The sequence below is a fragment of the Undibacterium sp. Ji49W genome (assembly GCF_049340205.1).
Classification (GTDB): Bacteria; Pseudomonadota; Gammaproteobacteria; order Burkholderiales; family Burkholderiaceae_D; genus Undibacterium.
The window spans coordinates 1-20,647 of sequence record NZ_JBMPOW010000008.1; the positions used below are offsets into that span (position 1 = coordinate 1).

The following is a 20,647-nucleotide window of genomic DNA, read 5'->3' on the forward strand; positions in this document are numbered from 1 at the left end:
CATGCCGCCAGCGTTCAATCTGAGCCAGGATCAAACTCTTCAGTTTAATCTCTGTTTTTCGACAATTTCTTGTCTATGTCACCGTAGTGACATGTCGCTCACTCAAAATACTGACAGTTCAGTGACTCATTACTAAGTCACTGTCTTGCTTTATACTTCTTGTGAACACTTGCTATATTATTTAAGCATTTCCAAACAACCTAAGTTATTTGGTGCGCTTCGCAAAGTGCCCACATTTATTGACTGTTAATTGTTAAAGAACTGAAATCTTTTCTGCTTCACCAGACTACTTATTCATCCAGTTTTGCGTCGCAGCGTTGTGTGCGTCAGCAGCAGAGAAACGAGATTATGAAGCACTTTATCTTCACTGTCAACACCTGCAACTCATTTCGTTTCTCTTCGCTCTTTCGAACTACTTAAACTGTTGCACGGCATTCACAGCTACCGGCTTATTCCGCAATCTATTCAATCGCTCATTTCGCCAGCTTTACTTCGCTTCATTTCTCCCCGCTCTTCAGCGGGAGGCGAACTATAGCAAACTACCCGCCCTCTTTGCAAGCCTTTGCCGTAAATTATTTAGCAGGTTCCTGGGTGCTGCTGGTTTTGTAGGGTGCGCTCCGCGCACCGGCTTTTGGGGTTGATCAGACGTCTTATATAAACGTAATGCAATGGTGCGCGTGGCGCACCCTACTATGCTTTGGCTTTTTGCCATGGGGTTTCCTCTCAAGGAAATCCTGATGCCCCTGTCACATGCGGTTAAAATACGGGATTCATCAAATCATTAAACCAGCCCACTGCTATATAAGAGCAATGGGCGCTTAGTGTTATCCGGACCGAATTTATGTTGCGCATTACCGATTTACAACTCCCGCTGGACCATACCGACGCAGAACTGAGGGCCGCCGTATTGGCTGAACTGGGTATCGATGACAAGGAGCTTGTCAGTTTTTCCATTTTTCGCCGTGGTTATGATGCACGTAAAAAAACCGCGATCATTCTTATATATACAATCGATATCATCACTACGCAGGATGAAGAGTTACTGCGCCACCACAAGAATCGTCCGCGCCTGTCCCCAACCCCGGATACAGAATACAAATACGTCACACGTGCCGGTGATACGCCATTTCAGCGCCCGGTAGTCATCGGGTTTGGCCCCTGTGGTCTGTTTGTGGCACTGCTGCTTGCGGAAATGGGATTTCGCCCTATCGTACTCGAACGTGGAAAACCGGTCAGGGAACGTACCAAGGATACCTGGGGTCTGTGGCGCAAGCGTGAACTGCATCCGGAATCGAATGTGCAGTTTGGTGAAGGCGGTGCAGGTACTTTCTCTGACGGCAAGTTGTATAGCCAGATCAAAGACCCGAAACATTATGGCCGCAAGGTGCTGGCCGAATTCGTCAAGGCGGGTGCGCCGGAAGAAATTCTGTATGTCAGCAAACCACACATCGGCACCTTCCGCCTGGTCAAGATGATAGAGGAGATGCGCCACAACATAGAAGCCCTGGGCGGGGAAATACGTTTCCAGCAAAAAGTGACGGATATTGATGTGGTGGATGGCAAAGTCCAGGGCGTGCGCCTGAACGACAGCGAATATATAGCGACATCACATGTGGCACTGGCCATAGGCCATAGCGCCAGGGATACCTTCAAGATGGTGGCAGAGCGCGGCATCTATGTCGAAGCCAAACCATTTTCCATAGGCTTTCGCATTGAGCACCCGCAATCCGTGATTGACAAGGCGCGCTTTGGACCGAATGCCGGCAATGAGATTCTGGGAGCAGCCGATTACAAGCTGGTCCACCATGCAAAGAATGGCCGTTCTGTCTACAGCTTTTGCATGTGCCCGGGCGGCACTGTCGTGGCAGCAACGTCAGAGCCGGGCCGGGTAGTGACGAATGGCATGAGCCAGTATTCACGCAATGAACGGAATGCCAACAGCGCCATCGTGGTCGGCATTACACCGGCAGATTACCCTGGCGATCCTCTGGCCGGCATAGAGTTGCAAAGAAAGCTGGAAGAAAAGGCGTATGCCATGGGCGGTGGCAACTACAACGCCCCCGGTCAGTTGATAGGCGATTTTCTGGCGGCGCGCGCTTCGACTGAGCTTGGCAGTGTGGAACCATCCTACAAACCGGGCATCACCTTGTGCGACCTGGCAGAAGCCTTGCCCGACTTCGCCATACAGGCCATGCGCGAAGCCATTCCGGAATTTGACAAGAAGATCAAGGGCTTTGCCATGAAAGACGGGATATTGACCGGCGTAGAAACACGGACCTCATCTCCGATACGCATCAAACGCAATGATGGTGATTTACAGAGCCTGAACACACGGGGCTTGTTCCCGGCAGGTGAAGGTGCGGGTTATGCTGGCGGGATTTTATCTGCTGCCGTCGATGGCATCCGGGTTGCCGAAGCGATGGCAACGGATATACAGGGCATACAAGCTCAATAAATCAAACAGGGCAGATGCCAGTCTGGTCATCTGCCCTGCCTCATTCCTTCTTGCTGGCGGACCTAACCCAGCAAATCGTCCAATCCGGCACTCAACTCACTCAAAGGTGGCATGTCAACGGTGACCACTTCGGGCTTGATGCCCAGTTTCTGCGCAACATCGACAGGGAAAGTTGCTTCCTGCTCTTCTTTGGAATAATGATTTTCTTCACCACGGGCACACCAGGATGCCAGGTGAACCACGGCACCAATCTGATCAAACTCAGTCTGTTGCAAGGGTTCAGCACAAGCCTTGATAGCCGTCGCAAAACTGTCCGGGAAACGCCAGCGCTTTGACAACTCGGCACCAACATCAAAAAAATCGTAGCCAAATGAGGTGCGTTCCACGTCTGGCCTGCGGACATCAAGTGGGCCAGCTATTTTATCGATCTGCAACATTTGCTCAGGCATGCCTGCATGCATGACCAATTGGCCGATGGCATGCATCAAACCAACGGTAAAGGCAAAGTCTGAATTGGCATGGGCTTTTTTTGCCAGCCATTTTGCCACTACCGCCGTATGCAGGCTGTAACGCCAGAATTGCTTGAGGTCGACACCTGGCATGGACTTGAAACCACTGGTCAGGCCACTGCTGACCACCAGGGTACGTACTGTCATAAAGCCCAGCATCAATACGGCATCATCGACAGAACCCACCGTTCTTGATGCATGGTAGTAGGATGAATTAGCCAGACGCAGCAGTTTGGCACTAAGTACCTGATCTGCCGAGAGTTTCCTGGCAATTTCGTCGATAGACACGTCATCGTTATTAAAACTGTCTATCACTTCCTGCACAACCTTGGGAATGGAAGGCAAAGCATTTTGTTGCTGGAACAGTGTCTCGATTTTCATAGGGCATCTCCTTTAGATGAGGGGACAGCTACTACATGTCTCTCTTTTTATGTCTGGAAATTGATACGCCAGTCAGCAAATTGCCCAGGACGCATTTCATTAACCAAACTGGAACGCATCCTAATAATGTAAGAGCATTAATTCTTGCTATAAAAAATCATACTCTGATATGCGTTTTTCAGAAATGCTTTTTTTGATATCAGCATGGTTTTAAACATAAGCCACAATTGAGGCAACGCATTTATTATGTGTACGTCGCATATTTCGGGATGTTTCAGTCATTCAACGAGATATGCGTCCATTCATAAACGAAAATGACCTGACCTCCCCGCCCTGCCTCGTCGCTCCCGGAAGATTTACAAATGCAATACTCTCTTTGCTTCACTTCCAGCCAGACATGGTGGTAAAGTAAGTTTGTACACGCGATGCCGTAGTAACCAGACAGGAGACAAATCATGAAAAATGCACTTGAACTGGCAACACAGGTCGGTGAAGAACTTAAATCCAGAAAACTGATACTTACCACAGCCGAATCATGTACCGGCGGTGGCATTTCACACGCCATTACCGAAATTGCCGGCTCTTCGGAATGGTTTGACTGTGGTTTCGTCACTTATTCCAATTCATCGAAGACTGAGTTACTCGATATTCCTGCGGCACTGATTGCGCAGCATGGTGCAGTCAGCGAAGAAATCGCCGCAGCCATGGCACAGGGAGCCATCGCCAATTCAGAAGCACATATTTCGCTGTCCACCACCGGCATTGCCGGGCCTACAGGTGCAGTCCCCGGCAAACCCGTAGGCACCATCTGTTTTGGCTGGCATGTTGGTGGCATCACACATACGGAAAGGCTGGTCTTTCCTGGCGATCGTCAGGCCGTGCGTGAACAAACCGTGGTTCATGCATTGGACAAATTGCTGAGGTTCGTCAAGGAGTTGTGATTTGTCACTGAACACAGGGCGCCTCCAGGTATTGCTGGTTGACGATGACGCTGACATAGGTCAGTTATTGAGCAACTACCTGGGAAAATTCGATATCACCTGTGTCGCCGTCCAGGATGGTGTGGCGATGCAGGCGGCTATCCAGGCGCAGGACTTTGATGTTATTTTGCTCGATCTGATGTTGCCCGGCGACGATGGTATGACTTTATTGCGCAAGCTGCGCCGCCATGACACAACACCGGTCATCATGCTGACTGCAAGAGGCGAATTCGCCGACAAGATATTGGGGCTGGAATCTGGTGCCGACGACTATCTGATCAAACCGCTGGACGCACGTGAACTGGTGGCTCGCATACAAAGCGTGGTCAGGCGTTGCAGCACGGCGACAAGACCCATCCATGAAACGACTGAAAACCAGCAAACGGAACTGCGCTTTGCATCCTGGACCCTGCATATAGCAAGCCGCCAGTTACGCAACCCGGACAAACTGGTCATCCCGCTATCGAACGCCGAATTTCGTCTGCTGCATGCCTTCATCCAGAGGCCCGGTCAGATACTTAGCCGGGATCAGTTGCTTGACATTGCCCGCAATAAATCCAGCGAAGTATTTGACCGCAGCATAGACTTACTGGTCTCCAGATTACGCCAGAAACTGGGGGATGACCCGCGCCACCCAGGTATGCTGAAAACCATACGTGGCGAAGGTTATATGTTCAGCGCCAGCATGAAATGAAACGACTGATTCGCGACACCATCTTCAGCCGCCTGTTTGGCCTGGCCATGGCCGCCGTTGTGGTCAGCCATATCGCCACCTTCATATTGATGTTTGTATTTCTGGGCGATCACCGGCCACCACCCCGGCCAGGACCACATTTGCATCATCATCCGGAGCCTGGTTTACTGGGCGGCCCTTTTATGGGCTTTACCCTGAGTATGCTGTTGCAACTGCTGGTGCTGGCCATCGCCGCATGGATAGGCTCGCGCAGCCTGGCCCGCCCCATGCAGGACCTGGCTGCCGCAGCGAGTACGCTGGGCGACGCAAAAAAACCCACACCTATACCTGAGACCGGCCCGGAAGAGGCCAGACAAAGTGCACTGGTATTTAATCAGATGCAACAACGCCTGTATCTGCAAATGGAAGAAAGGGAACGCTTCCTGGTCGCCGTTTCGCATGATCTGCGGACACCGCTGACCCGCATGAAATTGCGGATTGCCCAGATACATGAAGACGGCAATGGCGAAAAACTCTTGCAGGACGTGGAAGAAATGCGTCTGATGCTGGATGCCACCCTGGAGTATTTGCGCGGCAGTGAAGAAACCCTGCAAATGCTGGATGTCAGTTCCCTGGTTGCCGCCATAGTCGACAATATGCAGGATGAAGGTAAAGCCGTCAGTATGCAGGGTACAGCGAGACCCTTATTGGCATTACCGAACGAGCTAAGACGCTGCCTTTGCAATTTGCTGGAGAACGCCATTTTTTACGGCAAATCTGCCGACATCTTCCTGCAAGACAGTGATGCAGAACTATTAATCCGCATTACCGACCAGGGACCAGGGATTCCGGAACAAGAGCTGGAAAACGTATTTTCACCCTTTGTTCGCCTGGCTACGTCACGGAACAAAAATAGCGGTGGCGTTGGCCTGGGCCTGAGCATTGCCAGGGAAATAGCCAGACGACACCGTGGTTCACTGATACTCAACAATCGCAAGGAAGGAACTGGCCTGATAGCAGAATTGCATCTGCCACGGCATTAGGGGCAACTTGTTGGGGCAGCTTTTTTGTTACAGACCACATATCCTGACTACGTAACTTTACATTTGCCCTGATTTTGTATCAACACCGATACAAAGCCGACACAAGCAGGCAACATCCAACTGACACACTGACATCTGACTGATAGTGGTTAGACTTCCAGGAGGATGCGATGACAAGCGTAAGTGGTGTAAGTGGCAGCAGTAATTATTACTCCCAGGCCAGCAGCGGTGTTCAGAGACAGGGGCGCGGCGATCCGGCAAAAATAGCGGACAGTGTATTTTCCAAGCTGGATACAAAAAACCAGGGTTATCTGGAAATATCAGACCTGGAAACAGCGTTTGGAAATATTTCCGGGACATCATCCAGTACAGCCCGCAGCACTACTGCCAGCACCGCTACCGGCGCGAGCAGCACTTCCAGCTCATCAACCGTCAATGATCTGTTTAAAAAGCTGGACAGTGATGGCGATGGCAAGGTCACCAAGGATGAGTTCAGTAGCGGCATCAAGAAATTAAGTGATGAACTGGAAACCCAGTTCAATGCACGTCGTACCAGCGGCTCACGTCCGCCACCACCACCTGATGGCGGCGGTGGTCAGGGTGAAGATGGTGGCCTGGATAAAACCCAGCTGACAGATCTTGCCTCCAAAGTCGGTGAAAGCAATAGCAGTGCGGGTGCAGCCTTGACGCAAGTGGCTCAGAACTTCGAAGCAGCCGATACCAATCAGGATGGCAAAGTCAGCATACAGGAATCGATTGCCTATCTCGAAAAGACAGCATCCGCCAGCGGTAGCTCCAGCACAGGCACCAGTACAAGCGCTACTGCCAGCACAACCAGTACCAGCGCTTCTTCTGGAACGTCCACCAGCAGCGATAGTACAGGTACCAGTGCGACCTCGGGCACCAGCGGTACGACAGCAAGTTCCAGCACGGACAGTACCAGCAGCACCAGTGATGCGGCGATTTTCAAGAAAGCCCTGCAACTGCTGCGCGCTTACGCTGTTCCTCCGCAAGATCAGACCCAGGGTCTGTCAGTCACGGCCTGAGCTTATTGATACTGCATTGACGCCGCACTGCGGCACCGATATCCCGGCAGGCAGGTTTTGGAAAACAAAAAGCCCGGACAGTCATTGAAGACTGTCCGGGCTTTTTTGAAGTTGCAGCCAGAACTCGTTTCACCATTTCACAAATAGGGGTGAGATGCGTTCTAGTTATTCAGGATCGCGGTTTTGCATGAGCAGCTCATTAATCAGTACCGATTCGACTTTGTCGGTTTGCAAACCCTTGTTCAACCCCTCCTTCAATTGAGCCCTGACCAATTCAAACCCTGCTTCCGAATGCAGATCGTCAGGATTCACCTTGGCCAGCTCAATCTGGTAATAGGTGGCAAGGGTTTTTTTGTTTTCATATAGCCAGTCCTTGTCGTCTTCCCTCACCTGTATGGTGACCTTCATTCGCACCACCTGGCCATCCACATACGCCACCTGTTGCGGCAGTTCGATATAGGCCAGCCCGGCGGCATTGCCGCGTATCGTGCGAAAGTAAAAGAAAATTGCCAATAAAATAGCAAATCCACACAGAATAATCAGCGCAGCATAACGGCCAAAGTGATCGGGTTCAGCGGCTTTTGTTACTTTACCAGGCTTTCTTTCCAGCGCAGGTTTTTTGGATGCTGTGGATGATGCCGGACGCTTGCCGGTTGTAGCAGGCCTTTGCGCAGCAGATACTACAGGCTTGGCAGTTGCCGGTGGCTCCAGCTCAAATTCCAGCGTATCGCGCTCTGGCGCCCTGGATTCACCATCAATGGATTCAAAATCCAATTGCTCACTTAACAAGCTGGCCTTTGACCTGTCTTTCGGCATACCTACCTTATCTAGCAAACATCATGCGTTTGGCCATTACATAGTTTTCCATGAGGAAACTTTTTGAGAGGATAACTCAGCTTAAGTTCCCTGTATTTTACTTAAATTAAGTGACCGCTTGATAAAATCGGGAGAGTAATTTTGTCCAAAAAAATGATGTACAACAATTCATGATCAAGTTTCGTTACAAACTAAGGGTATAAAACAGCAGCTGATTTCGCTATCATGGCGACATTTCAAGCATTTGTATTAATCGCATGTCAAGCCCCTCCACACTTTCCGACCGAAATTCCAGCATAGACAATATCAAAGCTGTTTTGATATTTCTGGTGGTTTTTGGCCATCTGATAGAAATATATGTGGGTGAAGATCATGTCTTGCGTTCCATCTGGATTTTTGTCTACTCATTCCACATGCCGATGTTCGCCCTCATGTCCGGCATGTTTTCCAAAGCACAATGGAATGAGAAGAGTTCAAGCCAACTGATTTCTGGCGTACTTGCGCCCCTGCTGGCCTTTGAAATCATTTATGAACTGACAGAATTTGCCCTGAAAGGTAGCGTCAGCGTCTATGCCAATCTGGTGGCACCTTACTGGATGCTGTGGTATCTGCTGAGCCTGCTGTGCTGGCGTCTGTTATTGCCACTGTTTGCGCGTATACAATTCCCGGTCATGCTGGCGCTGGCGCTGTCTTTGGTCGCCAGTTATTCCGAACATGCAGGTTATTTCCTTGGCGTTTCGAGAACCCTGGTCTTCTTCCCGTATTTCTTACTGGGCTGGCAGTTGGGTCAGCGTGGACTGGCAGACAAGAAAAAAGAAAAACTGATCTTCAGCGCCGCGGTGGTACTGGCAGCCCTGATCGGTTCTTTCATGCTGAAAAGCGATTTCGATTATCGCTGGTTTTATGGCAGCTATTCCTTGCACAGGCTGGAAATGGCGACGCTGGCCGGTTCTGCTTATCAACTGCTGCAATATGCCGTGTCGACAGTCATCGGCCTGTCTGTGCTGTATTTGCTGGCACAAAAGAATTTGCGTCTTGCCGGCATCGGTCAACGTTCGATTTATGTGCTGGTATGGCATGGAATGGCTTTGATCATCCTGCAAGAATCAGGCGTATTGCGCCATATCTTCAAGCTGGACCATGGAATGGCCTTGCTGATTTCGGCCCTGGTATCGATGGCTATCGTCTGGCTGTGCGCACATGAAAAATGTGAGGCAGTGACCAAGCGCTTTATTCTGAACCCCATGAGCTGGCTGCTGACAGCGCAAGGCAACAGCAACAACCCGGCTACAGTGGCACCAGCCACGGCAGAAACCGGTAAAAAAGCCCTGAGCCAGGAACCTTAAAGCCCCAACCGTCGCAGATGGTCTGGGCTGCGGTAAACACCACCAATAAAACAATTGGCCATGTACTGACATGGCCAATGCCGCTTAATCCCTGTTTTGATCCTTGTTGCCAGTCTGAATAGTCTGGCTATCAAACTGCTGTGGATTCTTGCCAGCAATACCGCAATAAAACTGCTGAATCTCGGCCATGTCGGCAGCGATATCTCCGGTTGGCATAAACATCTTGCCTATACCACCGGCTTTACGTTTGAAATCGAGGTAACCGAGTGCAATGGGTACACCTGCTCCCAGGGCAATGTAATAGAACCCGGTTTTCCAGTGCGTCACCTTGCCACGGGTTCCTTCTGGCGGCACGATCACTGTCAGGCGTGGATTTTCATTGAAGGCATCTACCGTACCCTGCACCAGATTACCGGATTTGCTGCGGTCCACAGCAATGCCCCCCAGCCAGCGCATGATGCCGCCTATGACAGGTGGAAACAGGCTGGATTTGCCCATCCAGTACACCCGCAGGCGCAAGGCAAAGCAGACCGCCAGAGTGACTGGAAAATCCCAGTTGCTGGTATGGGGTGCCGCAATCAATACATATTTCTGCTCTGCCGGGACGATGCCTTCAACTTTCCATCCCGCCAGGCGCAAGCCCATGAGAGACAGGTAGCGCATGATCGCATTAATGATGGGAGTTTCAAAAATAGTAAGGTGCATGCCGTAAGTCTTTGATCACAAAAGAGAATTTTGCCTTCTCTTCAAGCAAGCGGCATTATAGTGATCTACGGCAAATACAGGGGAGTAAATCGGGAAGTTTTTCCAAATTTCACGAAATTGTCATACCAGTTGAGAGAAGTCCGGCCTAGGGGCGCTAGCTGTTTTTAAGCCACTTCAATACTTCTTCCCACTGCGGTAAGTCTTTCTCGACACGAGATGGGGCGACATCCCAAAGGGTGGCACCATGGGCAGCCAGTTGTACATAGTTCTGGGTATCACGCAAAAACCCCAGCACTGGCAAACCCAGTTGGCCAACGTAATGGCCCAACTGATCGGCCGCGCGGCTACGGGTATTCACACGCATGCCCAGGATGCCAATCTGGCTGTCCAGCTTCATTTTGGACAGGGATTTCAAAAAATCCTCAGTTGCCAGAATATCAAAAATCGACGCCTGCAAAGGAACGATCACCTTGTCCGCCAGCTTCAATACGGCTTCCAGCCGATTGCCCTTCAGACCAGCCGGCGTATCCAGTACCACATGGGTGGTCCCCTTGGGTGGTTTCAAGACTTTGCCATCGGCGATGTCCCAGGGATGGATGACAGGTAAATTGCCGGGGCGCAAAGACAGCCAGGTGCGAGAAGATTGCTGTACATCGGTATCACCCAGCATGACCTTGTGCCCCTGCGCAGCAAAATAACCTGCCAGATTGGTAGCGACCGTGCTTTTTCCTACCCCGCCCTTGGGATTGACAATGGCAATGACTGGCATGTGTGTTCCTTTTATTCAATTCATGGAAGCGATACCTGCCAAATAGCAGTTCTGCTTCCCAATTTCATGTCTAAAACCAACAATCTACAAGCAAACCATCTACAGCAATTAGAAATGATTGTCCTTATGGTACCAGCAAGCCCAGTTGTTCGGGTGTAAGGTAGCACCATTCGCCTTCCGCGATATCCAGCGAGGTCAGCGTCAGCTTGCCTATGGCGGTACGCTGCAGGGCGGCGCAATGGTTGCCCGCAGCGGCCAGCATGCGCTTGACCTGGTGGTATTTGCCCTGTTCCAGCACAATTTCTATCAGGTATTCATCCAGTTTCTGGCAATGCACCGCTGCCAGCGGGGCAGGTTCATCATGCAGCTTAACCCCTTGCAGCAACAAACTGACCAGTTCGTCTGTCACCGGCTCTGCCGTGGTTGCCTGGTAGACCTTGGGCACATGTCGCTTGGGTGAAGATTGTGCGTGAATAAAGGGGCCATCATCCGACATCAGCAACATGCCGGTCGTGTCATGATCCAGACGCCCTACCGGCTGCACATCACGCCAGCTAAATTGTTCTGGCAGTAGCGTCAACACGCCAGGGTGATGGCTGGGCTTGCGTGAGCATTCGAAATTCGATGGTTTATTGAGCACGATATACACGCGCTCACGGTATTCCCAGTCTTCATCAAAGATATGGAATTGCAGGCCACTGGTTTCAAAGCTCAACTTGGTACTGCGTACCACTTCGCCATTCACGCTCACTTCGCCATCTTCCACCAGATCGCGACAGTATTTCCGGGTTCCAAATCCTTGCGACTGCAAGATTTTATCTAAGCTTAATTTTGTCATGACGCGACTTTATCAGATGTAGCCACTACCACGCTAGCCGGGTCCAGGCTTTCATGTGGTATGACCTTGCTCATCGTCATTCAGTTTCGGGGCCAGCGGCAAAGTAATTTTAAAACTGGTTCCCTTGTTCAATTCGCTTTCTACAATAATATTACCGCATAAGACTTCATTGACCAGGTTATAGACGATATTCAAACCCAGCCCGCTGCCACCTTGCCCCAAACGTGTGGTAAAGAAAGGGTCAAAAATACGACCGAGATTGACTTCCGGTACACCCTTGCCATTGTCACTGACTACAATTTCTGCAAATTCTTCATCGATCACCCGTGCCATGATCGACACTGTACCGCGATAATCACCTTCAAACGCATGGATGAAGGCATTGTTGATCAGGTTCGTGAGCACCTGCCCCAAAGGTCCGGGATAACTATCCATCATCAGTTTAGGCGGCACTTTAAGGATGATATCGTGACGGGTCTTGCGTATGGTCGGGCCCAGTGTGACGATCAGTTCGGACAGCATTTCATCCAGGGCAAACACGCGGCGGTTGGCGCTGGTACGGTCTACTGCCACCTGCTTGAAGCTGATCACCAGTTCCGAGGCTTTGCTCAAATTACGTAACAACAAGTCTGCGCCAGTCTTGGCATTCTTCAGGTATTCTTCCAGCACCGAACGACGCATGCCCTTGTCAAATTCCAGCAAGACATCATCGGTGTGCTGCGCCAGCGTACTGGCCACGGTGACACTGGTGCCGATAGGTGTATTCAGTTCATGCGCAATACCTGCCACCAGCGAGCCTAGTGCTGCCATTTTTTCGGTGCGCAAAAGCTCGCGCTGGGCGCGTTGCAGGTTTTCCAGCACCACCGTCAATTCACTGTTTGCCACTTCCAGTGCCTGGGTTCGCTCTGATACCCGTCTTTCCAGCGTGGTGTTCATGTTACGGATTTCCTGTTCATTCTGGCGCTTTTCGGTAATGTCTTCCTGCACCAAAATAATCAGCGGTTCATTTCCCAGCCGTATCATGCGTCCCGATACCTGGCAAAGAATAATTTTTTCTTGCCGCCCACAAGTCAGCCAGGCTTCGTAATCATGAATTTCACCATCACGCTCAACGATACGCAAAATTTCAAAGAAATCATTTTCACTGCGCCACAAGGCTTTCTGGGTGTCGGTATCTCCCAGGATTTCATCATGTGACCATAAAAACTGCCTGACCCAGGCATCATTGACGTCAATCATGTTGTAGTGCTGTGACTTGCGCAAGACAGTCATGGCAACCGGGGATGCCTGGAAGATGCCGATAAATTTTTCTTCGGTAATCTTCAATGCCTGTTCGGCACGCAGGCGCTCGTTCAATTCCTGTTGCAGGACAATGTTTTGCGCTTCGCGCTCAGTAATCAGACGCCCCAGGTTCAAGCGCATTTTATCCAGGCCCTGCGCCAGGTTGCCGATTTCATCCTGACGCAACCATTCCAGCGGCTGATCCAGCTTGCCACGTGCCAGACGGCCGGTTGCCAGTTGCAACTCCTGTATCGGCCTGACGATGCGACGCTCAAACAGCAACCAGATCAGGATGAAAGAAAATATCACCTGCACCAGCAAGGCCAGCCCCAGCTTGAGGAAGTCGGCCCACAATTCTTTTTCTATGTGTTCCGTGGTCAGTTCCAGCATGACCGTGCCGATCACCTTGGTTTCCAGCAAGATGGGTCTTTCCTCATGCAGGAATTTGGCGTCGGCTTTTTTGAATTTGGCGCTGCGTGCAAAGATGGATTTGGATTCGTCAAATACTTCAACGCTCACCACTTCGGGGTTGCGCATGACGGCCTGGATAAATTGATTGGCAACGGCCTTATCCAGCGTCCAGACCGGCACCGCCATGGCCCGGGACAGCATGTCAGCATATTGCGACATGGGATTGCGGACGCGTAACTGCAACTCGCGTTCGTAACGGTCTTGCACCAGAAAACGCCCCAGCACGGTCGCTGGCAATACTATCCCAACTACAACGCCAAGAATAAGAATTTGTCGGAGAGAGAGCGTTCGCAATGGATTACCTGTCGTAAGCGGCAGTTACTTCGATTGCTGCTTGCGCCATAACTGTATATTCGACGCAATCAATTTATTCATCACGTTCTGTTTATCCAGTTTGTATACGGCCTTGGCAATCCGCCCGCGCATCTCCGGTGTATTGCAAGGCGATTTATGCGACAGGGTCAGATACAGGTTTTCATTCGTGATGGGCGGCGAGACTGTTTTCAGTCCCGTGATATTCAGCTTGGCTACATAGGCCAGACCAGGGTCTTCTTCATAAATCAGATAATCGGCCCGCGACAGGCTCAACATCTTCAAGGCTTGTTCCAGGCTGGGCACCATGGAAATTTTAAGGGATTCCTTGGCATAGCGGTCAAACTCTTCGCCAAAGCTGTTATTGATCACGGTCACGCCTTGTTTGCCAGTCAGATCAGCCCATTTTTTGTAGGGCAGATTGAAATTGCTGCGGGTCCAGATCACTGTGCGGGTTTCGCGAAAAGCCGGATAAAAATAATCCATGTATTCCAGCCGAGGCTGAGTAAAAAAAGCGCCAGCGAGCAAGTCGACGCGACCCAGCTTTGCTTCTTCCTGCACCCGCCCCCAGGGGCCGACATATTTCACGTCAATCGGCACACCAATTTCTTTGGATAGCAGTTGCATCCATTCAGCATTGGCCCCAATCAGGCGATTTTCATCTTCAGGATCACGCCACAGATAAGGAGGATATTCAGGATTGCCGGTTGCCAGCAAACTCTTGCAGGATTCATTGGCATGAGCCGGAAAGCCAACAACCATCAGTGCTACCAGTATCATCCAGCAAGCTAGTTGCCACACGGCACTACTGGAAGGAATAGCTTTGCAAGAATACCGCTTCATAGCACAACCTTCTCAGCAAGAATGGGGGAATAGATGTTTAAGTCTAACTGCTGGAATTAGGCTTGGCAAGAAAGTAGTTGTGCTTAAGGAACGGTTTCCAAAAAGAAAATAATTGACCGACGTTTGCCGGTCAATTTCACCCTGTTCCATGCAGCCTATGCATACGCTGCACGGCAAAACAAAGACAGGACAAGCCGACTTAACGTCTGGCGATACTGTTGCCGTTGCTTCTCACCAGATCACCAGACATCATGCCAGGGTCATGTTCAAAGCTATAGGTTTGTTTGTTGCCACCTTCGAACACCACCGTGACATTCCAGATCTTGGTGGTTTTTACTTTTTGCTCGATTTTGTGGCCAGCCAGGGCACCGCCTGCGGCTCCGGCGATGGTGGCCAGATCACGTCCGGTGCCACCACCAACCTGATTACCCAGTAAAGCACCAGCAACACCACCAGCAATCACACCCAGCGCACCACCCTCGCCTTCCTTCTCGGCCATCTCTACTGCCACTACTTTGCCGCATTCAGGGCAAACCGGTTCTACCCTGGCAGCAGCAGGTGCGGGAAGCGACTTGCTCATGTTTTGTTTGGCCTGAACCAATGCCGCATTGTATTCCGCCCTGGCGTCGCGCAGGCATTGCATTCTGGCAGATGAAGTGGATGCGTCTGCACACAATTTTTTATCATCGTTATAGCGGACTGAAGCACGTTTGCTTTCCTCAGCATAACGTTGCCTGGCAGCAGGATTTTGCGCAAATGCGCCAGTCACTGCAGTCAACATCAGGCTGGCAATCAGCACTTTCTTGTTCATGTAAAGCTCCTTAATTAATCAAAATTTGTATCGCTTTGCGAAACATATTACTTATAACGTCGATACGGGAAATTTGATGACCTAAATTACAATAATTGACAGTTCCTGTCCTGCATTTAAGCAAGAATTTAAACGATGTTGCGCACGCCCACAGGCTTGCTTGTTGTCGCTGACGAACTTAGTGACGCGAGGATCTTGTCGCGGCAGATCGACAGGATTTCGTCGGCCAGGGGTGAATCGTCCGGGCAGGCCCGCGACATGGCAATGGCACCAACTGCATGCGCCAATATGTCCAGGGACCTGGCTCGCGCCTGGCCTGCGTCTGCACCATCCAGCGACATGTCTTTCTGACTCAGCGCAGCCAGCAGACTCTCAATGCCGACTGCAAACGTGGTCCGGACAGCTTCCGGTTGACGCCCGGCATCCCCGCACAACGCAGCCATCGTGCAGCCGGTCCCACGCGTGTCGCGATGCTCGCGTGAGAGGTAAAGCCGCACAAATTCCGACATGTCCACACCAGCGGTCTGCGCCGCAGCCTGTGTGATGGTGCAGGCTGCCGATTCCGCCATCAGATCGGCCTTGGAGCGAAAGTGCTTGTAGAAGCCGCCGTGGGTAAAGCCAGCAGCAGCCATCAGATCGGCAACGCCAACCCCATCGTAGCCACGCTCCCGAAACAATGTGGATGCCGTCTCGACAACATGTGCCCGGTTGGCCTGCACCTGGGCCTTGGTGATCTTCATTTCTCGTCCTCGGTGGATTTAAGCATGTATGAAGACCTCATTATATATTGATGTCAATCGTAATCAAAGTCTTGACAATTTAGATTATGATCGTCATCATTATAAAAATACTCAACACCTGAGGCCGAAGCAACATGACCAATAAACCACTTTTCGAACCTTACGACCTTGGCAGTCTGAGGCTCGTCAATCGCATCGTCATGGCGCCGCTGACCCGCAGCCGGACCAGTGCCCAGCATGCTGGCCTGATCATCACCCACCCCTTGCAAACGCTAACGCCCAGTAAGGTCGGCGGGCCGCGCATCGGTGTGGCCTCAATCTGCATATCACCCATCGGGGGCTGAGCCCCTTTTTAACCCAGAGAGAAAACACATGACTACATCTACCTCCGTTCTTATTACAGGCGCTTCCACCGGTATCGGTGCAACCTACGCCGAGCGTTTCGCGCGCCGTGGCCACGATCTCGTGCTGGTGGCACGCGACAAAGTGCGACTGGATGCCCTTGCGGCCCGCCTGCATCAGGAGCATGGCGTTACCGTCGATGTCCTGCCGGCTGACCTTACCAAATCCAGTGACCTGCTCGCCGTCGAAGCACGTCTGCGTGATGATGAACGCATCGAAACGCTGATCAATAATGCCGGGATGGCACAGTCTGGCAGCTTCATCGAACAGACCCCCGATCAGGTCGAGCGGCTTATTGCGCTTAACACCATCGCCCTGGCACGACTCTCAAACGCAGTTGCTCCACGCTTGGTGCGTGCTGGTAAAGGCGCAATCATCAACATCAGCTCAGTTGTTGGCCTGGCACCTGAATTCAGCATGTCGGTCTATGGCGCAACCAAGGCCTTCGTGCTATTTCTTTCGCAAGGCCTGCACCTGGAACTATCGCCCAAAGGCGTCTATGTCCAGGCCGTGCTTCCCGCTGGAACCTACACTGAAATCTGGGAACGTGCGGGTATCGACATCAGTACCTACTCCGAGATGATGAAAGTAGACGATCTGGTTGATGCAGCGCTGGTCGGCTTTGATCGCCGTGAACTGGTCACCATTCCGCCGCTGCAAAACGCTGCGCGCTGGGACGCTCTCGATACAGCGCGCCAAGTGCTGCTTTCGGATATTCAACAAGCGAACGTGGCCGGGCGCTATCGTCCACAAGCCTGACCCTGACCATTTCCCCCTAAGCTTACCCGAAGATCCACGCCATGCCGTCTCTATTGAGAACTACCCTTTGCCTCCTGGTGCTGTGCGCGGCGCTTGTTTCACCGTTCGTTTCACCGCTTGCCGTGGCCAGCGATGTAATTGCAACGAACGTCAATACGAGCACTGCGACCACACCACAGGGAGTGACGTGGAGGGACGTACCTACGCAGAGCGTGTCCGCTGGCGGCGTGGACTTCGCGTATCGTGAACTCGGACAACACAACGGTGGCACACCGGTGGTGTTTCTCGTACACCTGGCTGCTGTCCTGGATAACTGGGACCCACGTGTTGTTGACGGGTTTGCTGAAAAACATCACGTGGTCACGTTCGACAATCGTGGCGTCGGTGCATCGACGGGCACGCCTGCAAACACGATAGAGCAAATGGCGGATGACGCCATCACTTTCATCAAAGCCAGGGGATACAAGCAGGTTGATCTCTTCGGCTTCTCGATGGGCGGAATGATCGCGCAAGAGATTGTGTTGAAGGAGCCTGACTTGGTACGCAAACTGATCCTGGCTGGCACAGGACCTGCGGGTGGCCCAGGTATTAGTACGGTGGCGGGTGTGGCCAACTACGATTTGCTCCGTGCGACCTTCACCGGTCAGGATCCCAAGCAATATCTCTTCTTCACGCGTACACCGGGCGGCATCGAAGCTGGGAAGGCCTTCTTGACGCGTTTGCAAGAGCGCACCCAGAACCGCGACAAGGAAATCACAGTGCGGGCCTACGTGGCACAGCTACAGGCGCTCGGCGCGTGGGGACAGAAGCTTCCTGCCGATCTCTCGGTGGTCAAGCAAGCCGTTCTGGTGGCAAATGGCGATGGCGACCGGATGGTTCCGACCAGTAATTCGCATGACCTCGCCAAGCGCCTGCCACATAGCCAGTTGATCATCTACCCAGATGCTGGCCATGGCGGGATATTCCAGTACCACGAGGATTTCGTATCCAAAGCGCTGGCATTTCTGGCGAACTGAGCTTTCATCCCTTTTTTTGCTGTTCTGAATGATGCTTAACATATCAAACACCTAACCCCACAGGAGAAACAACCATGACATTCAAGGCACTGCTTACCAGCAAGACGGGCGACGTGATTTCCACCACCCTGGTCGACTTTGACGAAGCCGACCTGATGCCGGGCGACGTCACCGTCGCGATCGACTATTCGACAATGAACTACAAGGATGCGATGGCGGTCAGCGGCCGCTCGCCGGTGATACGCCAGTTTCCGCTGATTCCAGGCATTGACTTCTCGGGCACTGTTGAAACCTCGTCGCACCCAGGATTCGCAGTGGGTGACCGCGTTGTCGCCAACGGTTGGGGTCTGAGTCAAACCCACCATGGCGGTTTCGCGCAGAAGGCACGCGTCAACGGCGACTGGCTGGTCAAACTGCCTGACGTGTTTTCAACGCGCGATGCCATGGCCATTGGTACGGCAGGGTACACCGCAATGCTGTCGGTGCTCGCGCTGGAGCATGCGGGTGTGACGCCGGGCAAAGGTGATGTGTTGGTGACTGGGGCTGGCGGTGGCGCTGGCTCCATCGCTATCGCTTTGCTGTCCAAGCTGGGTTATCGGGTGGTCGCCTCGACCGGGCGACAGGAAGAGACGGACTACCTGCGCGAACTGGGTGCAGCCGAGGTCATCGATCGCAGCACGCTGTCCGGGCCGGGCGCGCCGATCGCCAAGGAACGCTGGGCCGGAGCGATCGACTCGGTGGGTAGCCACACACTGGCCAGTGTGCTGGCACAAACCTGCTACCGTGGCGCGGTAGCAGCCTTCGGACTTGCGCAGGGCGCGGACCTGCCCGGCTCAGTGCTGCCCTTCATCCTGCGCAACGTGACCCTGGCCGGTATCGACTCGGTCAACGCGCCGCAGGACGTGCGGCTGCAGGCATGGGCACGTCTGGCCACCGATCTGGACTTGGGCAAGCTGGCCCGCGCAACGCAGGTCGTCGGCCTGGCCGATGTACCTGGTCTTGCTGCTCCGGTACTCCAGGGCCAGGTACGTGGCCGCACGGTCGTGGATGTCAACGCGTAAAGGCCTAGCCTGCTACGCCACATCAATTAACCAACATTCGAGTTAGTGAACACGGTTCTCCAGGAAAACTCGCCGTGGCGGGCGTCAGCGAACATGAGCCCAATTCGATGCTAATGTCCGGTTAAATAAAAAAACCCGCCGGATGGCGGGTTTGCACTGAGGACAACCGGAACACTTACAGTTTTGCCTTGATCAGCTTACCGAGTATTTCCACACCCTGATTGATGCGCTCTGGCGATACGGTCACGAATGACAGGCGGAAGGTATTCGGTGCTGGATTATTGGCATAGAAAGGACCGCCTGGAACAAAGGCCACGTTTTGCTGTATCGCTTCATCCAGCAACTGCTTGCTATCCATATGCGCAGGCAGGGTCACCCAGATGAACATGCCGCCTTCTGGCCTGGTCCATTGCACGCCTTCCGGGAAATATTTGCTCATGGCTTCCAGCATGGCATTGCATTGCTTGGCATACAAAGTACGGATGGTAGGAATATGTTCGGTCAGGAAACCATCCTTGATGACTTCATACACCACCATCTGTGTCAGTTGCGCCGTATGCAGATCAGCTGCCTGCTTGGCTTGTTCCAGCTTGCGTATCAGTGGTGCAGGGCCGACTACATAACCAAGGCGTATGCCTGGTGTCAGTACCTTGGAAAAAGAACCCATATAGATGACGCCACCCGGATTCATGTTCAGCATCTTCGGCAGGGGTTCACCGCTATAGCAAAGATCACCGTAAGGATTATCTTCAATCAGCGGTATGCCCATGCGGGCGCAGGTTTCTACTAACTCGAAGCGACGTTCTACGGACAGGGTACGACCGGTAGGGTTCTGAAAATTCGGCAAGGCATACATCAGGCGTGCGCCTTCACCCTTGGCAGCGACAGATGCCGGTACGACGCCATGTTCGTCAGTATCCACCGATTCAAATTCAGGACGATATACAGAAAACGCCTGCAAGGCACCCAGATAGCTGGGCGTTTCCACCAGAACTTTGCTGCCCTCATCGACCAGTACTTTGCCTAGCAGGTCCAGACCCTGTTGCGAGCCAGATACCATCAGCAATTGATCTGGCAATATTTTGGAGTCACTGGTAGACAAGGAATCTGCCAGGAATTCGCGCAGCGGTGCATATCCATCGGTAGGACCGTATTGCAGGGCCGATTTGCCCTGTTGCGACAATACCTTGTCAAAGGCGGCGCGCATGCGCTTTACCGGGAAAGTTTCAGGGGATGGCAATCCACCAGCGAAGGAAATAACTTCAGGACGCATGGTCACTTTCAGAATTTCGCGGATGGCCGAGCTTTGCAACTGCTCTGCACGTTGGGAAAATTTCCAATCTATCGGGCTGGGATTCTCAAGTTTCATGCTGGTCTCACTGTATAAGGA

19 protein-coding genes and 1 pseudogene are annotated in these 20,647 nt (G+C 52.2%); 10 read left to right on the top strand and 10 right to left on the bottom strand.

Translation table 11 applies throughout. The annotated features are described in order from the left end of the window. The first annotated feature begins 841 nt into the window (after positions 1-841). Positions 842-2,455 carry an NAD(P)/FAD-dependent oxidoreductase gene (locus ACO0LK_RS11305; RefSeq protein WP_422975059.1) on the top strand — a complete coding sequence of 538 codons (1,614 nt, stop codon included), beginning with the start codon at positions 842-844 and terminating at the stop codon, positions 2,453-2,455. Between the two features lie 62 nt (positions 2,456-2,517). Here ACO0LK_RS11305 and ACO0LK_RS11310 read toward each other — a convergent pair whose 3' ends face one another. Next, entirely contained in the window at positions 2,518-3,345 is an 828-nt protein-coding gene (locus tag ACO0LK_RS11310) for an HDOD domain-containing protein (RefSeq protein WP_422975061.1), read from the bottom strand. 455 nt (positions 3,346-3,800) lie between these two features. Between ACO0LK_RS11310 and ACO0LK_RS11315 the strand changes: the two genes are divergently transcribed. From ACO0LK_RS11315 to ACO0LK_RS11330, 4 genes are all read left to right on the top strand, one after another. Next, complete coding sequence (locus ACO0LK_RS11315) at positions 3,801-4,286, top strand: CinA family protein (protein WP_422975063.1); 486 nt, start codon at positions 3,801-3,803, stop codon at positions 4,284-4,286. A gap of 1 nt (position 4,287) precedes the next feature. Then, positions 4,288-5,019, top strand: coding sequence for a response regulator (locus ACO0LK_RS11320; protein WP_422975065.1), 732 nt, complete (start codon positions 4,288-4,290; stop codon positions 5,017-5,019). Continuing rightward, positions 5,016-6,041: an ATP-binding protein gene (locus ACO0LK_RS11325; protein ID WP_422975067.1), complete on the top strand. Its 1,026-nt coding sequence runs from the start codon at positions 5,016-5,018 to the stop codon at positions 6,039-6,041. Before ACO0LK_RS11320 ends, ACO0LK_RS11325 begins: the two co-directional genes overlap by 4 nt. A 170-nt stretch (positions 6,042-6,211) precedes the next feature. After that, positions 6,212-7,087: an EF-hand domain-containing protein gene (locus ACO0LK_RS11330; protein WP_422975069.1), complete on the top strand. Its 876-nt coding sequence runs from the start codon at positions 6,212-6,214 to the stop codon at positions 7,085-7,087. A 165-nt stretch (positions 7,088-7,252) separates the two neighbouring features. Here ACO0LK_RS11330 and ACO0LK_RS11335 read toward each other — a convergent pair whose 3' ends face one another. Further along, positions 7,253-7,903 carry a flagellar basal body-associated FliL family protein gene (locus ACO0LK_RS11335; RefSeq protein WP_422975071.1) on the bottom strand — a complete coding sequence of 217 codons (651 nt, stop codon included), beginning with the start codon at positions 7,901-7,903 and terminating at the stop codon, positions 7,253-7,255. 257 nt (positions 7,904-8,160) lie between these two features. Here ACO0LK_RS11335 and ACO0LK_RS11340 point away from each other — a divergent pair, with 257 nt between their 5' ends. Further along, complete coding sequence (locus ACO0LK_RS11340; protein ID WP_422975073.1) at positions 8,161-9,249, top strand: acyltransferase family protein; 1,089 nt, start codon at positions 8,161-8,163, stop codon at positions 9,247-9,249. Positions 9,250-9,333: 84 nt separating this feature from the next. Here ACO0LK_RS11340 and ACO0LK_RS11345 read toward each other — a convergent pair whose 3' ends face one another. The 7 genes from ACO0LK_RS11345 to ACO0LK_RS11375 all read right to left on the bottom strand — a co-directional run bounded on the left by ACO0LK_RS11345 (position 9,334) and on the right by ACO0LK_RS11375 (position 16,019). Further along, positions 9,334-9,954 (bottom strand): lysophospholipid acyltransferase family protein, encoded by a 621-nt coding sequence (locus tag ACO0LK_RS11345; protein WP_422975075.1) that lies wholly within the window; start codon positions 9,952-9,954, stop codon positions 9,334-9,336. A gap of 154 nt (positions 9,955-10,108) precedes the next feature. Further along, entirely contained in the window at positions 10,109-10,723 is a 615-nt protein-coding gene (locus tag ACO0LK_RS11350) for an AAA family ATPase (RefSeq protein ID WP_422975077.1), read from the bottom strand. Positions 10,724-10,847: 124 nt separating this feature from the next. Next, positions 10,848-11,561 carry a pseudouridine synthase gene (locus tag ACO0LK_RS11355; RefSeq protein ID WP_422975079.1) on the bottom strand — a complete coding sequence of 238 codons (714 nt, stop codon included), beginning with the start codon at positions 11,559-11,561 and terminating at the stop codon, positions 10,848-10,850. A 51-nt stretch (positions 11,562-11,612) separates the two neighbouring features. After that, positions 11,613-13,550, bottom strand: a complete 1,938-nt coding sequence (locus ACO0LK_RS11360; RefSeq protein WP_422975081.1) for an ATP-binding protein — start codon at positions 13,548-13,550, stop codon at positions 11,613-11,615. 81 nt (positions 13,551-13,631) lie between these two features. Next, positions 13,632-14,468: a substrate-binding periplasmic protein gene (locus ACO0LK_RS11365; RefSeq protein ID WP_422975083.1), complete on the bottom strand. Its 837-nt coding sequence runs from the start codon at positions 14,466-14,468 to the stop codon at positions 13,632-13,634. Positions 14,469-14,667: 199 nt separating this feature from the next. Further along, positions 14,668-15,279, bottom strand: a complete 612-nt coding sequence (locus ACO0LK_RS11370) for a glycine zipper 2TM domain-containing protein (protein ID WP_422975085.1) — start codon at positions 15,277-15,279, stop codon at positions 14,668-14,670. Between the two features lie 128 nt (positions 15,280-15,407). Beyond that, positions 15,408-16,019, bottom strand: a complete 612-nt coding sequence (locus ACO0LK_RS11375; RefSeq protein WP_422975087.1) for a TetR/AcrR family transcriptional regulator — start codon at positions 16,017-16,019, stop codon at positions 15,408-15,410. A gap of 134 nt (positions 16,020-16,153) precedes the next feature. Here ACO0LK_RS11375 and ACO0LK_RS11380 point away from each other — a divergent pair. The 4 genes and pseudogenes from ACO0LK_RS11380 to ACO0LK_RS11395 form a co-directional block, all read left to right on the top strand. Next, positions 16,154-16,288, top strand: a pseudogene (locus tag ACO0LK_RS11380) (alkene reductase); the annotation flags it as partial. A gap of 103 nt (positions 16,289-16,391) precedes the next feature. Continuing rightward, positions 16,392-17,180 (top strand): SDR family NAD(P)-dependent oxidoreductase, encoded by a 789-nt coding sequence (locus ACO0LK_RS11385; protein WP_422975089.1) that lies wholly within the window; start codon positions 16,392-16,394, stop codon positions 17,178-17,180. Positions 17,181-17,221: 41 nt separating this feature from the next. Beyond that, positions 17,222-18,196 carry an alpha/beta fold hydrolase gene (locus ACO0LK_RS11390; RefSeq protein ID WP_422975091.1) on the top strand — a complete coding sequence of 325 codons (975 nt, stop codon included), beginning with the start codon at positions 17,222-17,224 and terminating at the stop codon, positions 18,194-18,196. Between the two features lie 74 nt (positions 18,197-18,270). Beyond that, the gene (locus ACO0LK_RS11395; protein ID WP_422975093.1) at positions 18,271-19,257 is read left to right on the top strand and encodes an MDR family oxidoreductase; all 987 of its coding nucleotides are present in this window, start codon (positions 18,271-18,273) and stop codon (positions 19,255-19,257) included. Positions 19,258-19,432: 175 nt separating this feature from the next. On the opposite strand, the gene ACO0LK_RS11400 is transcribed toward ACO0LK_RS11395, so the two are convergent. After that, positions 19,433-20,626, bottom strand: coding sequence for a PLP-dependent aminotransferase family protein (locus ACO0LK_RS11400; RefSeq protein ID WP_422975095.1), 1,194 nt, complete (start codon positions 20,624-20,626; stop codon positions 19,433-19,435). Positions 20,627-20,647: the final 21 nt, after the last annotated feature.